This window comes from Bacillus sp. FSL W8-0183, assembly GCF_038006825.1.
Lineage (GTDB): Bacteria > Bacillota > Bacilli > Bacillales > Bacillaceae > Bacillus > Bacillus altitudinis.
Genome location: NZ_JBBOVY010000001.1, coordinates 70004 through 85494, shown reverse-complemented (window position 1 = coordinate 85494; position 15491 = coordinate 70004). Strand labels below are relative to the sequence as shown.

14 protein-coding genes and 2 tRNA genes are annotated in these 15491 nt (G+C 42.2%); all 16 read right to left on the bottom strand.

The window, feature by feature from the left end; genetic code table 11:
• Positions 1–16: 16 nt before the first annotated feature.
• Positions 17–2500: a stage II sporulation protein E gene (gene spoIIE / locus NSQ64_RS00450; RefSeq protein ID WP_035391551.1), complete on the bottom strand. Its 2484-nt coding sequence runs from the start codon at positions 2498–2500 to the stop codon at positions 17–19.
• Between the two features lie 203 nt (positions 2501–2703).
• Positions 2704–2775: transfer RNA gene (locus tag NSQ64_RS00445), tRNA-Glu, on the bottom strand.
• A gap of 25 nt (positions 2776–2800) precedes the next feature.
• A tRNA-Met gene (locus NSQ64_RS00440) sits at positions 2801–2874 on the bottom strand.
• A 179-nt stretch (positions 2875–3053) separates the two neighbouring features.
• Positions 3054–3449 carry a S1 domain-containing RNA-binding protein gene (locus tag NSQ64_RS00435; RefSeq protein WP_008357409.1) on the bottom strand — a complete coding sequence of 132 codons (396 nt, stop codon included), beginning with the start codon at positions 3447–3449 and terminating at the stop codon, positions 3054–3056.
• An 82-nt stretch (positions 3450–3531) separates the two neighbouring features.
• A complete protein-coding gene (locus tag NSQ64_RS00430) occupies positions 3532–3906 on the bottom strand; it encodes an FtsB family cell division protein (protein WP_007496186.1) in 375 nt (124 codons plus the stop codon).
• Positions 3907–3924: 18 nt separating this feature from the next.
• On the bottom strand, positions 3925–4563 hold the full coding sequence (gene yabQ, locus NSQ64_RS00425; protein ID WP_341014541.1) for a spore cortex biosynthesis protein YabQ: 639 nt from the start codon (positions 4561–4563) through the stop codon (positions 3925–3927).
• Positions 4560–4868, bottom strand: coding sequence for a sporulation protein YabP (gene yabP / locus NSQ64_RS00420; protein ID WP_007496190.1), 309 nt, complete (start codon positions 4866–4868; stop codon positions 4560–4562). The genes yabQ and yabP overlap by 4 nt, the downstream gene beginning before the upstream one ends.
• Positions 4869–4942: 74 nt before the next feature.
• Entirely contained in the window at positions 4943–5203 is a 261-nt protein-coding gene (locus tag NSQ64_RS00415; protein WP_008341839.1) for an RNA-binding S4 domain-containing protein, read from the bottom strand.
• Complete coding sequence (mazG, locus tag NSQ64_RS00410; protein WP_058337196.1) at positions 5200–6684, bottom strand: nucleoside triphosphate pyrophosphohydrolase; 1485 nt, start codon at positions 6682–6684, stop codon at positions 5200–5202. Before mazG ends, NSQ64_RS00415 begins: the two co-directional genes overlap by 4 nt.
• A 1-nt stretch (position 6685) precedes the next feature.
• On the bottom strand, positions 6686–8278 hold the full coding sequence (locus tag NSQ64_RS00405; protein ID WP_341014536.1) for a putative polysaccharide biosynthesis protein: 1593 nt from the start codon (positions 8276–8278) through the stop codon (positions 6686–6688).
• A gap of 204 nt (positions 8279–8482) precedes the next feature.
• The gene (spoVT, locus tag NSQ64_RS00400) at positions 8483–9019 is read right to left on the bottom strand and encodes a stage V sporulation protein T (protein WP_007496196.1); all 537 of its coding nucleotides are present in this window, start codon (positions 9017–9019) and stop codon (positions 8483–8485) included.
• A 139-nt stretch (positions 9020–9158) separates the two neighbouring features.
• Positions 9159–12692, bottom strand: a complete 3534-nt coding sequence (mfd, locus tag NSQ64_RS00395) for a transcription-repair coupling factor (RefSeq protein WP_019743557.1) — start codon at positions 12690–12692, stop codon at positions 9159–9161.
• 67 nt (positions 12693–12759) lie between these two features.
• Positions 12760–12990 carry an anti-sigma-F factor Fin family protein gene (locus NSQ64_RS00390; protein ID WP_003217967.1) on the bottom strand — a complete coding sequence of 77 codons (231 nt, stop codon included), beginning with the start codon at positions 12988–12990 and terminating at the stop codon, positions 12760–12762.
• A gap of 55 nt (positions 12991–13045) precedes the next feature.
• Entirely contained in the window at positions 13046–13612 is a 567-nt protein-coding gene (gene pth / locus NSQ64_RS00385) for an aminoacyl-tRNA hydrolase (RefSeq protein WP_007496201.1), read from the bottom strand.
• Between the two features lie 140 nt (positions 13613–13752).
• Entirely contained in the window at positions 13753–14379 is a 627-nt protein-coding gene (locus NSQ64_RS00380; RefSeq protein ID WP_008341853.1) for a 50S ribosomal protein L25/general stress protein Ctc, read from the bottom strand.
• Positions 14380–14517: 138 nt separating this feature from the next.
• On the bottom strand, positions 14518–15471 hold the full coding sequence (locus NSQ64_RS00375) for a ribose-phosphate diphosphokinase (RefSeq protein WP_003217907.1): 954 nt from the start codon (positions 15469–15471) through the stop codon (positions 14518–14520).
• Positions 15472–15491 lie beyond the last annotated feature (20 nt).

The following is a 15491-nucleotide window of genomic DNA, read 5'->3' as shown; positions in this document are numbered from 1 at the left end:
CATATTATACGATATTTCAAGAAATCTCTTGTTTCTGGAGATAGAATGTACCGGTCGGAATGGATGCCCATTTTGGTGTATTGTGGTCGAGCCTAATAACGACAACCGTCATATCGTCATCGATTTGACCTGCTCTTGTGCGAATGACCTCCTCCATTAATAAATCAGCAATCTCTTGCGGATCTTCTGTTTTAAAGCTCTTCATTTTTCGTTTGACCCACAAATCATGATTTTCGATATGCTTTGGTCCTTCAAAGATACCGTCGCTCATCATGATAAGGAGATCTCCTGCCTTCATCTGTTCACTCACCACTTCTACTTCAAATTCATCAATAATGCCAATAGGCAAGTTGCTGGCCTGTACCTTCATCACTTGATCACCACGTTTAATAAAACTTGGGGTGGAGCCAATCTTGAGGAACTTACAGCTCGCATCCTGTAAATCAATGATGGATAAGTCTAATGTGGAATAGACTTCATCTGTTGTCCGTAAAGATAAAATGCTATTAATCGTTTTAATCGCTACTTTTTCATCAATACCAGACGCCAAGATTTTTTCTAACAGCTTGATCGTTTCGTTGCTTTCAAAATGGGCTCTTGCTCCATTTCCCATCCCATCACTAATAGCTGCGGCATATTTACCTGCACCCAGCTCCATCATGCTGTAGCTGTCTCCTGATACTAATCCTCCGCCTTTCGCTGCATGTGCTACACCTGTAGACACTCGATACGATTTTGCAGAACCGAATACAACATGACAATAACCTGTTGGATGCTCCGCACACTGCTCTGCTTTGACTAAAACTTGTTCTTCTAAAATATCCGAGAGCATTGGAGCAATGATTTTTTCGCATTCCCCATGACCTTGGCAATAGGGAATTCTCATCTCTATATCAACATTTCCCTGTTCTAAGCTATAAATTTCAACTTGCTGAATTTCAATTCCAAAGTTCTGAAGTGCTTCTATCATCTGCTCTTCCTGAATAAAATGCTGCTCTCTTTCTCGTTTTATTTCCCGGGAAAAATCCTCCATGACTTGTGAGACACCCATCAGTTGTTCGGCGACAAGGCGCCTGCTGTCTTGGACCTTTTTCTTTAAGGTCTGATTTGCTTTATAGTAAGCTATCTCCTCTTCAATCAATTCTTCTACATGCTTTGATTTTGAGCAGTGCTGACTGAATTTCTTTTTCAACTTCCGGTTATGCTCGTACGTTTTTTCATCAGATTCATGCATAACTTGTTTCATGAGTTCATAGGTTGTATCAAAGTTCTGCACCCAGCATTTATTTTTCTTATAGCACGTTTGACAGGAACGTTCTGTGATCGTACTTAAAAAAAGATCTACATCCTCTTCCTGCTTCTTCTCCTCAGGAATGGATTCGTAAAATGTCGCAAAACTCTCAGACAGCGCATGAAATACATTAGAGAATTGATCTACCTTTTTTGCTGTCACGTCTCGTACTTTTCTGGCATATTGCTGCTGTTCCTGTACATGCTCTACCGTACCAGGAATATATTTTGCCACCTTGGACGTTACTGACTGTGGCGTGAGCAAAAACAGTGCAACTGCGATGAGTGATTCATATAGCGTGGTCATCAGCCCTGCTGACCCTTCACCGTAGAGGGAGATTAGTAAAGAACCCACAATCAAGCCGATGGCGGCTCCTGCTTTTTTCCCCTCTTTTAGTAATCCGCCTAATAAGCCCGAAAAGGCAAGCAGACTCATCTGATAAAGGTTGCCGATGTTGGCGAGACCAAGAATTAATCCAGTTACAACACCCACTGTACAACCAATACTCGCTCCTCCAATAAAGGCAAAGCTCAGCACTACATATCGTGACAAAATATGCTCTGCCTGCATTCCTTGAAATGTGATCCCAGCCAGACCTGTTAAAACTGAAGCAATTAATATCATAAAGCAAATAATTTCTTCAACCTTTAAGGAGTGTTTGATTTTCCTGACTGTAAAAATCGGCAAACTTTGAAGAAAAATCAGTGTCAAAATGAAGGCAAGTCCAGCTTCAACCCCTGCCATCACATAGTCATAGCTTTGAACCGCACCCTGCTCGAGGTATACAAAAGCTCCCCTGGTTATCAGCATTGAGAGCACAATCACAACCGGTAAAGTTTTCACTGGGTCTTTGATGATAAATGAAACGACCTTTGACATGAGGAGGAACACGATCAATGACGCAAACACGAATAATGCATTTTGAGGTGATATCGTCATCGCTCCAGCGAGTAAAGCAAGACAAGCAAGCATCGCTTTATCCCTTTTAATGAGCAGCATGGACCCAAAGAAAGGTAATGCAAACGGCATAATTTCAGATAAGATAAAGGCTCGTCCCAATAAAAAGCCCAGAACAACATAAATAAACCCTTTATAGAAAAAAAGAGAATGCGTATGATGAAGAAACAGGTTTTTCATCTTTTTTAACCCTGCACTGATTCTTTCAAACCCGGCTCCCGTTAAATCAGTTCTTCTTTCTAGTTTTTCCATCTTTTCATCCCCCACCTGATATTCGTTGCTTGTCATTATAGCGAAGGTGAAAAAGAAATTTTGTCAAAAGAAGTTGTCGTTTCCATAAAACGTTCGACGCTTTATTTGCCAAAAAGGCATACTTTCTTGAAAGTCGATGTCTTTCATCAGAATTTTACGAAAGCACAAAAAAACAGCTTTCCTATAGAAAGCTGTTTGGAAGATGACCCGTACGGGATTCGAACCCGTGTTACCGCCGTGAAAGGGCGGTGTCTTAACCGCTTGACCAACGGGCCTTGCTTATCGTTCTTTTTAAAAGGATAGCGGCGGAGGGGATCGAACCCCCGACCTCACGGGTATGAACCGTACGCTCTAGCCAGCTGAGCTACACCGCCATAATATAAAATGCGCTAAGAAGCACAAGAACTATAATACAAAGGATTCGCTTGTCCGTCAATAGAAAGTTTTAAATTAAATGGCGAAATCACAAAAAACGTTGAATTTGTATTGAAAAAAAGCACCCGCTAAACAGCAGGTACTTTGTTGTGAAAGATATATAGAAAGCAGCAACAAGTTAACCTCTTCTTGCTCCGCGTCCCCCACGTTTTGATTCCGTGTTACGTTTTAAAGATGTTAAGCGGTCTTCACTATCTTTTAAGAATTTGTTCATTTTTTGCTCAAACGATTCCTTCGGACGGAAATCATTTCTGCTCGGTCTTGATTGTTGTTGAGGACGATCTTTTGCTTTTTTAATGGACAAGCCGATTTTACCGTCTTTTTCAACGTTAATCACTTTCACTTCAACTTGTTCACCGACTTTTAAATGCTCATTAATATCTTTTACATAGTTATCGGCTACCTCACTGATATGAACGAGACCAGTTGAACCGCCTGGCAACTCCACAAAAGCTCCAAAATTTGTAATGCCCGTAACTTTCCCTTGTAACTTGCTGCCAACTTCAATCGACATAAAAAAAGTGCTCCTCCTTAGACTTATAAAAAAATCTCATTTGTTCAATTATACATAAACTGAATTTTAAGTGTCAACAAGGCTAATCGCTCTTATTGCCCACATCAAAGATTTTTTCGCCTTTTTTGGACATATAATAGTCCCGTCGTGCCAGTTCGAGTACGTATTCCTTGCTTTTCAGCTTTTTAATTTCATCAGAAATATCTTCCTGCTTTGTTTGTAATTGCTTCAATTCTTTTTCAAGCGCAACCTTCTTCTCTTCTTTTTCTTTCAATGCAGACGATTGCGACCAGAGGGCACTTGTTACCAAAACAGCAAACATGAGCACAATGACTCCAAACACGGTAAGCCTTCTAAGGAGTCCCCGGCGTTTGCGTTTTAGGCGCTGCGCTTGCTGTTCCATTTGTTTTTGATAATCATTTTGAATTTGTGCGATATTTCTTTTTCTCTCGTTCAAGGATGAAGGCCTCCTCTCTTACTTTGTCCAGAATTGTTTCCATTTCGTTTTCATGGTACGAGATACTTTCTTGATCCCTTGTAAAATTCCTGCTCCTTTTGAGAAAAACAACCTCATTGATGTTCGCCATTTTTCGGGAATTCGATGAATAATGGTTATATTGAGTAACCAAATAAGCGGATAACAAACAATATACAGCACCTTCCACACGAGTCGAAACGCAAAACGAACAAGGCGTAAGAGCAAGTGGAACAAGAACAGAAGAGCACTTATGATCAAACCAACGATCCAGCGAATGGGCTGGAAAACCATCGACATGATCAGCCTTTTCAGGACGAGAACAGTCTGATAAATACACCTCATCACAAACTTGAGGATGTTCATATACAGCTGTTTCATCAATGCCTGGTACATCGAGAAACCTAAAGCAACAGCTAGAAAAATATAAAGCCTGAATTCTCCCTCATTGGTCAGCAGCAGGACATAAAAGAATAAGAGACCCTGCACCACCCAAAAAAGGAGGTCGTGAATGGCCAGCAGCCATTTTGCTGTTTTTTCCCGGTTCACAAACAGCTTGTACGTATCCAGCGATGCGCCCAGCCAGATGCCCATCGCCGCCATCGAAAGCATCGTATAAAACTGGACCGTCAGTGTCATTTAAACAGCTTGCTAAAAAATCCTTTAGCTTTCTCCCCGTGCTGCTCATCTACATAGATTAAGTCAAAGACACGCCCTTTAATGGACACAACACCCTTTTCTACATCTAAGTTTTTCATTTGCAGATTTTCTCCGCGAATGGCGAGGACTCCCATGACAGTCTCAAGCAGAAATTCTTCATTATCAAAGCTCTCGACTTGTTTGACCCCGGTAATATCTAAATGCTTTCTGTTGCGCATTGTGACATGATGCTCGGCTTCTGATGACAACTTCGTGCCTTGAGGTTGATTATAATATTGATTCATTTATACATCCCCCATATCTCATACTTGCATTGTTACTGCATTGTATGTGACAGGCGGGACATTTAGAACAAGCCCTACTCTGCTGTTTTCTCTTCTTTTAGCACGGTATACATGCCAGCAGCTTCTTCTTTTTTCGTTGTGTCTTTTAACTCGTTGACTTGAACGGTCACAAGCTTTTGGCCGAAGCGGATTTGAAGCTCGTCTCCTTCTTTCACGTCAGAGCTGGCTTTCGCCTGAGTGCCATTAATGGAAATTCTCCCTTGATCGGCTACTTCTTTTGCCAATGTTCTTCTTTTGATTAAACGAGACACTTTTAAGAATTTATCTAGTCTCATGTATGTTCACCTCTTTCTATGCGTTTGGCATCGTTCCACAGATCGTCCATTTCTTCTAGGGTCAAGTCCTCTAGTGAACGCCCTATGTCCTTTGCTTTTTGTTCAATATGCTGAAAGCGCCGCATAAATTTTGTGTTTGCAGAAGAGAGGGCGGTTTCAGGCTCTAGGTGATAAAATCTGCCGATGTTGACGAGAACAAATAAAAGATCCCCAAATTCATCCTTCATCTGCTTTGTTGCACCTTCATCCGTTTTCTCTGCCACTTCCACAAGGAATTCCTGCTTTTCCTCTTCGTATTTGTTCCAAATATCCTCTACTTCTGTCCAATCGAAGCCCACTTTCGCTGCTTTCTTTTGGAGCTTATAGGCTTTTGTTAAAGCTGGAAGAGTCGTTGGAATGGATTGCAAAATAGATGCTGCACGCTCCGGTTTTTCCTGCTGCTTGATTTTTTCCCAGTTGGCGACGACATCTGATGCTTCAGACACATCCGTATCACCAAACACATGCGGATGTCGTCGAATCATTTTTTCTGTGACATGCTGGATGACGTCATCCATTGAGAAGTAACCATCATCTTCACCAATTTGAGCATGGAGTAAAACTTGAAGCAGTACATCTCCGAGTTCTTCAACCATATGATCTGGATCGTCTTCATCTATGGCTTCCAGCAGCTCATAACATTCTTCAATTAAATATGGTTTGAGCGACTCATTCGTTTGTTTTTGATCCCAAGGACAACCGCCAGGACCTCTTAATGTACGAATGACTTCACGGAAAGTGTCAAATTGTTGATAGAGTAGCTTTTCATCTTGGATTGGAGGCACATAAACACTCGTTAAGTTATTTATCGACACATCTCGATCAAGTTCAAATAAAGGAACACCTGTAATCTGTTCCTGACTGCTTCCAGCTGCCGTTACGATAAAGACTTCATAATCGTCAGGTAGCTTTTCCATGAGGGTCAGCTTCACATTCGAGGCTGTCATCTGATCATATACTTGACAGATCAGCACATGCTGGGTCAACTTTAGATCATCCGCTCTCATATCCCCTGCGTCAACGAATTGCAGCCCTTCAATTGGGTCAATCTGTAAGGAATTAAACGTCGCATCCAAAAAGCTTTGTCCACCAGCCACGTACACCTCAACCCCGCGCTCCTTCTGTTGTGAAACAAGAAGCTGCACTGTCTTTTCCGCTACAAACGGGTGACCTGGTACTGCATAAACAATATCTTTCTCCTCAGCCTCTCGGAAGAGAATGTCTGTGATTTCCTCATACACTGCATCAAACTGATCATGCTTTTCATATATCTCATCAAAAAAGGTCAGAGACGGGACTTCCTGCATCAATTCTGCGGTGAGTGGATGATCCTGCGTTCTCATGTATACTTCTTTCGCCTGCTTCAGCTGCTTATATACACCGAGCGTCAGCTGATCCATGTCGCCTGCCCCAAGACCAACGACTGTAATCTTACCTGCCATTTCAATTCCCTCTCATCTGTTTAAAATATAAAATCTTTTCTCCTAATGGAATGAGTCTCCATTCCTCTTCCGTAAATACGTCTAGCTTAAGAATACTATATAAAAAGGCGAAACCACCAATAAAAACTGAAGTCAGGCTCTCTAAAACAGAAAACGGACGTTTCTCAAAGGGAATGACCCAAGAAAACAATGCCTGATATCCAATTAAAACGACAGCCATGAATGCTGCTGATAAAAGAATTTTCACTGGGAATAGCTCTCTTATTGAAATCCACCCTTTATGCTTCAAATACACCGCATTGAGCGCAGCGGCGGCGAGAAACCCACAAACAGTCGACCATGCGGCTCCATAAATGCCGAATAACGGGACAAGAGCCAGCGTCAGCCCCCATTTCACCAGTACACTGATCAGGACCACAATAGCCGGGTACACGGTATGTCCCAGACCCTGAAGTAAAGCGGTTTGCGTAATCGCCATTGATGTAAAGGCAATGGATATGCAAAATATTTGCAGCGTATCTGTCCCTAAGTCATTACGAAAAAGCATAATGTTTACAGACGATAAAATACATATAAGCCCGACAGCTGAACCAATCCCCAGCACCGATGTTGCCTTAAACGATGTACGTACTTTTTCACGAATTGCTTCATGCTGCCCTTTTCTTAAGGCCGACGACAAAAACGGAACAAGAGACGTCCCGATACTAATTGCAAACACCGTCCCGAGCTGCAGGAACGGCTGACCTCGGTCATATACGCCTTTTGCCGCCTTTGCAGCTGCTTCACTCAGTCCCTCACTGCGCAGTAGCGCATACAAGTGAAAAGCATCGATCATTTGCATCCATAGGATCAGCAATCCACTCACACAAATCGTCAATGTATACAGCACCAAACTCTTCAGCACATCTTTTTTCCGCAGTGTAGCCTGTTTTAATGTCTTGCTCGCTGACAACCGCTTCCGATAGGTCAGCCAAAGGAAAAGAAGCAAAAGGAGTGAAGCAGCACTTCCAGCTATAGAAGAGAACACCGCACCCGCTCCTGTTTCATAAAGCGAATAGCCATGTCTCACAAAATAGAAAGATAAAACAAGCAGGACGCCTACTCTGATGAGCTGCTCAGCCAATTGAGAGACCGCAGTGGGGAGCATCAGCCCATCACTCTGAAAAACACCCCTCAGCATCACGGTAAGCGGCAGAAATAGAAACACAAACGAACTCATCTGGATGAGAAGCATTAATTGACTGTCTGCCATGAGATTCGCAATTGTGCCTGCTCCTATATATAAACAAAGAAATAAGACCAAGCTCAGCAAAGTGATATACACCAAGGATACCTTTGTAATGATTCGGCGATTCTCCGCACCATGCTCGCTCAGGAGCTTGGACACCATCACAGGAAAACCAGTGGTGCCGAGCATGATCGCAATGCCAAGAAAGGGATAGACCTGCTGATAAATATAAAAACCTGTGTCTCCTACGATATTTTGAAAAGGGACACGATATACGGCACTCAGTACCTTTGATAACAAGCCTGCGATGGTTAAAATCACCGCACCTTGGAAAAGCCAATGCGGCTGATTCACAGCATTTTTCATGGGTGACTCCTTTATGTTCAATCAAAAAATATACCTGCATTTAAACGCACTCATTATATCATATGTGACTGGCAAGCCGTTTCTTTCTAAGGAGTAGACGATACATTCATTATTTTGTTTCATCCCATATAAAAAACGCCGACAAAATCAGATGATTTCATCGGCATTCTTTCTTTTTATCAAGATGATATAGAATTATTAGACCTAATGTTCCATTTGACGGGCTAAGAAGCCAGCTGCCGTTTCTGCCGCTTTATGCTCCACTTCTCCCATTGAACGCTCTTTAGAAAATAAAACGACGGCGCCAATTGGATCTCCGTTTGCAACAATAGGTGCAATGGTATAAGCTGATACATCATCATCAATACCATCCACAAGCTGAATTTCTTTCTTGCTGTCCTCTAATACAGAATTACGCTGATCCATTGTTCGTTCAAGTAAATCACTAATGGATTTGTTTAAGTACTCTTTTTTTGAACTGCCGGATACAGCAATATACGTATCACGATCACAGATGAGGATAGAATGACCCAAACTGTCGAATAAAGCATCAGCATATTCCTTCGCAAAGTCTCCTAGCTCACTAATCGGTGAATACTTCTTCAAAATGACTTCTCCATCGCGGTCGACAAAAATCTCAAGTGGATCTCCTTCCCGGATGCGCAATGTTCTGCGAATCTCCTTCGGTATAACCACTCTACCTAGATCATCGATGCGGCGTACAATTCCAGTTGCTTTCATTCACTGCTGCCTCTCTTTCGTTTGATGATGTGTTGGGTGAATGGAACAAAAGCGTCCACTTTATGCAACATTCACCACTTGACCCTGAGATTAGTATCTGTCACATCAAACGTAATATACACGAGAGACCAACAAAATTTTATGAAGATGGAATGGTTTCTTTTTTCACATCTTGAAGACCTCGAAGCATACGAAGAACGACTTCAAGCCACTCCTCCGTTTTCTTGCCTTTTGTTTGGACAGAAATAATCAGCTTGCTGCCTTCCATGCCAAGACCGATATCACGTCCATATTGACTGCCAAGCTCAAATAATTTTTGACCATCGATGTCGCTGCTTGCTTTTTCATCGAGAGTGAGTCTGACAATGCCTTTCTCCATCTTGATCAACTCGACACGTTCCTGCACAGCGTACACCTTCATCGTCGCAATCGTGAACAAATCAGCCACTTCTTGCGGATATTCTCCGAATCGGTCAATCATTTCATCTTGAAGCTCTTTCCGCTCTTCTATTGATCCAATCGCTCTAAACTGTTTATACATCTCGATCTTTTGTTTGCCATCAGAAATATAGCTATCTGGAATGTAGGCATCAATTTGGAGATCAATTTCCGGCTCAAATTTTTCTTGAGCAGTCGTATCGCCTCTTCTTTCTTCAATGGCTTCTTTCAGCATTTGAGAGTAAAGGTCGAATCCAACAGAATCAATAAATCCATGTTGCTGTGCACCAAGTAAGTTCCCTGCTCCTCGAATCGTTAAGTCACGCATCGCAATTTTAAAGCCTGACCCAAGCTCGGTGAATTCTTTAATAGCTTGAAGTCTTTTCTCAGCTACTTCAGAAAGCACTTTATCTTTTCGATAAGTGAAATAAGCATAGGCCACACGATTCGAGCGCCCAACTCGTCCTCTTAACTGGTACAGCTGCGAAAGTCCCATTTTATCAGCATCGTGAACAATGAGCGTGTTCACATTTGGTATGTCTACGCCCGTTTCGATAATGGTTGTACTGACGAGTACATCCGATTCACCTTCTAGGAAATTAATCATCACGGATTCCAGCTCGTTCTCACTCATTTTCCCGTGTGCGTAGCTTACTTTTGCGTCTGGAACAAGCATCGAGATTTCATCTGCTTTTCGTTCAATATCCTCCACTCGGTTATAAAGGAAGTACACTTGACCGCCTCTTGCCAGTTCTCGCTCAATGGCTTCTCTAACTAACGCACCATTGTACTCGACAACATAGGTTTGAACTGGGAAACGGTTCTCAGGTGGCGTTTCAATAACAGATAAGTCACGTACGCCAAGCATCGACATATGAAGAGTACGAGGAATTGGCGTTGCCGTTAACGTCAGCACATCAATATTGGCTTTCATTTGTTTAATTTTCTCTTTATGCGTCACACCGAAGCGCTGCTCTTCATCGATAATTAACAGTCCTAAATCCTTGTACACAATGTCTTTTGAAAGAAGACGGTGCGTCCCAATGACCATATCAATCGTTCCGTTTTTCAGCCCTTTTAAGGTTTCTGTTGTTTCTTTTCGTGTACGGAAGCGGCTAAGCTGAGCGATTTTAACAGGATAGTCTTGGAATCTGTCCATAATCGTGTCAAAATGCTGCTGCGCTAAGATCGTTGTTGGTACAAGCAGTGCCACCTGCTTCCCGTCAGCAATGGCTTTGAAGGCCGCTCGAATCGCCACCTCTGTTTTTCCATAGCCCACATCTCCACAAAGCAGACGATCCATCGGGCGCTCCCGCTCCATGTCTTGCTTGATTTCATGAATCGAGCGAATTTGATCGTCTGTTTCTTGGTAAGGGAATGCAGATTCAAACTGGCGCTGCATCTCATGGTCAGGCGAGAAGGCATACCCTTTGCTTGCTTCACGTTCTGCGTACAGCTTAATTAGATCATCTGCAATGTCCTGCACAGATGATTCTACTTTTTTCTTCACACGCTTCCAGTCGCTACCGCCTAGTTTGTATAGCTTTGGTTCTTTTCCTTCTGACCCAACATACTTCTGCACCTGATCAATTTGTTCAACAGGGACATAAAGCTTATCGCTTCCTTGATAATGAATATTTAAATAATCTTTATGAATGCCGCCAATTTCAAGCGTTTCAATTCCTAAATACTTACCGATCCCGTGGTTAATGTGCACCACGTAATCGCCCACTTGCAACTCTGAATAGCTTTTGATTCGCTCTGCGTTCGTCAGCTTTTGCTTACGTGCCTGCTTCTTCACACGTTTCTTGAAAAGTTCACCCTCTGTAATGACAGCAATTTTGGATAAAGGCAGTTCAAAACCGGTTTGCAGTTCACCTTGTAAAATATATACTTGCCCGCTGACAAGCTCAGCATCAGGTTTAGCAAGAGCTGCTTCAATGTCATAATCATGCAAGACAGATGACAGCTTCTCTGTCCGCTCTTCATCCGCACCTAAAAAGACAACCGTATAATTCTGCTTTTTGTAGCGTTCAATTTCACTTGCAAGCACATTCATCTGCCCATGGAAATTCTGCATTTGCTTACTAGATACATTGACGATATTTTGCGGATTGGTCTGCTGAACATGTCTCAAAAATAAGGAATAGTACAGAATCGATCTCGATTGCTGATTGAACAGCTCTTGAAATGGGAAGGAAAGGGCTAGATCATGCAGGATATTTCCTTCTTCCAGCAGACTAATTGTCCAATCTGCTTCTTCCTGTTCAAGCTGTTCTTCCATCTCCTGAATTCTGCTGATTTCATCTAGAATGATAATCGTATCCTGCGATGTATAATCTAGCAAACTAGCAGGCTTTTCATAGAAATAGGACAGATACTTCGTCATTTCTTGTGTCACAATACCTTCTAGCAGCTTCTCACGATCAGCAGAAATATTCTGATGGAGCAGTTCTTTTTGTTTATCCGAGTTGAATTTCTTTAAGCTACTGGCAAGACCTTCGTCAAGCTGTTCAATCGCTCTCACTCGTTCAGGCCCTCTTACAATCAGCTCTTTCGCCGGGCCAATCTTGATTTCTTGAAGTGTTTCCAATGAACGCTGCGTGTCAGAGTGGAAGGACCGAATAGAATCCACTTCTGTATCAAACAGCTCAATACGGATCGGGTGGTCTTCCGTTAACGCATAAATGTCAATGATTCCTCCGCGCACACTAAAGTCTCCGGGCGCAGCGACCATGGACGTCCGGTCATAACCGATTTGCACGAGTTGTTTTGAAAACGCCTCCAAATCAATTTCTTCACCAACCTTTAAATGGATCTGACTCTCCTTCCAGAGCTCAACAGGAGGAAGCATTCTACGCACTGCAGCTGCTGGGGTCACGACAATCGGATTTTCTCCATTCGCGAGACGATTCAATACATCAAGACGCTGCGCTCTAAGCTCCGGGCTTGCCACAGCAATTTCAGATGCAATGAGTTCATTGACAGGATAAAGAAGGACCGAGCGATCTGGCATCACACTTGCTAGATCATCTGTGACCTTCTGCGCTTGATATAAGTTGTGTGTCACAATAAACATCGGCCGCTTTAATTCGTCTGATATGGCGGCTGTAAATAAAGATCTGACGGAGCCTGATAGTCCGGCGAGCAGTTGTTCTTTTAAACCTTCCTTTAGCCCATTAAAAATGGACTGAAAATCATCACTTTGTTTGATAAATGATTGTATATTTTTCATTTGGCTCCTCCTCCCTGCTTGTTTAAAACAGAAAAACGCTTTGGTCTATTATCTACACCAAAGCTTTTTATTGAATAAAGGTATGATACTGATGGTAATCAGGATTTCTTTCGAGCGCCTCTTGGCAATCCTCACAAATGGTTTGTACATGTAAATCACCATTTTCCCTATAAGAAATCATATCGTTTCTTTCCTCATTTGTTAAGTGATGAAATCCAAGTGCTTCACTTTGGACAGCGGATTCATCTAGACTGCCAACCTTTACACCACAGTGCCGGCAGTAATAGTGCAAAGCCATACGTGATCCTCCCATGCTGAGATTTTATGATCAGTATGTGCTTTGCTTATCATTCTTATACCTTCTTGTTAAAATCATTCATCACTTCTAAAAATGGCTTTGTTAAAGCCGCTTCACAAGCTTCAACAGATGCTTGAATAGCAGATGAGATATCAGGCTGTTCTTCCTCTGAGAAGCGTCCTAGTACGTAATCGACGACCTTCATGCCGTTTTGTGGACGGCCGATGCCGATACGGAATCGGTCAAACTCTGGTGAACCTAAATGCTGAATCAACGATTTGATTCCGTTATGTCCGCCTGCACTTCCTTTAGTACGCAAACGAATCCGGCCCGTTGGCAAATCAAGATCATCATAGATGACCTTCAAATGTTCAAGGGGAATATCATAGTAATCCATCAGCGGACGCACACATTCCCCTGATAAGTTCATATATGTAAGAGGCTTCACAAGTAGAACCTTTTGCCCCGAAACAAACCCAGTTCCATATTGTCCATGGAATTTTGATTGATTTAATGGGATGTCCCATTTTTTTGATAGTTCATCTATTGTCATAAACCCGACGTTATGTCTTGTTTTTTCATATTCTTTTCCTGGATTACCCAATCCAACGAACGCAATCATGAAACCAATAACCTCCTTTGTCGCACATGCACACGCCTAAAAAATGAGCCAATGTGATTGCCTCATGCAAAACGTATGAATTCTTTTCATTCTAGCACAAAAGACGTAACCGCGGGAGGGTTACGTCTCTAATTGACCAGTTATTCTTCGCTGTCATCTTTTTCTTTAATGGCCTCAGGCTCTTGCGTTTCCTCTTCACTATCTGGCTCTGGAACCTCTGATTGCTGAGGCGGTAAGATCGAAGCAACAACTTCTTCTGGATCATTATTAATTTGATACGTAGACTGAACAGACAGATCACCAACTGTTAGTACGTCATTTACTTCTAAGTTTGTAATATCAGCTTCAATATTTTGCGGGATATCCTTTGGTTTCGCTGTAATGGATAGCTCAAATAGTGGCTGCTGAAGCACACCGCCATCCTTTACACCTTTGGATTCGCCAATGAGTTGTACAGGTACATCTGCGTCAATTTCTCGCTGTAAGTCGACCACTTGGAAATCAGCGTGGACAAGCTCATTTTTCAACGGATCTGTTTGCAATTCTGTTACCATCACAGATTTTGTTTCACCGCCAACGTCTAATGTGATGATTGTGTTTTTTCCTTCATCACGTAATGTCTTTAATAAATCAATACTGTCTAATGAAACAGCCAGGTTGTCTGTATTTTTTCCGTATATGACACCAGGAACGTGTCCTGAATGACGGATTTTTTGCAGTGTGGAACGTTTGAAATCAGTTCTTTTATTTGCTTTTAAAGTTGCCATATTCAGCACCATCCTATTTCTTTTTTGTCACTACTTTCATAAATACCCATAACTGAATCATTTTAAACATGTTTGCCTTTCATTTATCACAGCAAAAAGACCCCAAGCTGATGCCTAGGGCCTTTTTCAATCAGAAAATTAGCTGAAAAGGTAGCTCACAGATTCTTCTTCATGTACACGGATGATGGCTTCTGCAAGCAAAGGCCCAACTGAAAGCGGAATGAATTTTCCAACTTTCTTGTCATCTGTTAAGTGAATACTGTTTGTCACAACTAATTCTTTAATTTTAGAGTTTGTAATACGTTCTACTGCTGGTCCAGACAATACTGGGTGAGTACAACAAGCATAGACTTCAGCCGCTCCATTTTCCACAAGTGCATTTGCAGCAAGTGTAATCGTACCAGCTGTATCAATGATATCATCGATGAGAATCGCCGTTTTGCCTTCAATGTTCCCAATGATGTTCATCACTTCAGCCACGTTCGGCTTCGGACGACGTTTGTCGATAATTGCGATTGGTGCTTTCAGGCGGTCCGCCATTTTGCGCGCACGCGTAACACCACCGTGGTCAGGAGACACAACAACGATATCATTCAAATTTTTCTGTTCAAAATAGTTTGTTAAGATTGGCACAGCCATTAAGTTATCGATTGGAATATCAAAGAAACCTTGGATTTGCGGCGCATGAAGGTCAAGTGCAATGACACGTGTAGCACCTGCTGTTTCAAGTAAGTTCGCAAAAAGCTTCGCCGTGATTGGCTCACGAGGTTTCGCCTTACGATCTTGACGTGCATATCCGTAATAAGGGATGACAATATTGACCGTTTTCGCAGAAGCGCGTTTTAGTGCATCTACCATAATGAGTAGCTCCATAATGTGCTCATTGACTGGCGCACTAGTAGATTGAATAACATAACAATCACAGCCACGGATACTTTCTTCAATATTGATTTGGACTTCACCGTCACTAAAACGTTTAACAGAGCTCTTTCCTACATCAACTCCGATACGATCGGCAATTTCTTTGGCAAGTTCAGGGTTTGAATTCAAAGAGAATATCTTTAAATTCGCATCAGCATAACGATTAGACATGGTAAACCTCCGGGTATTTG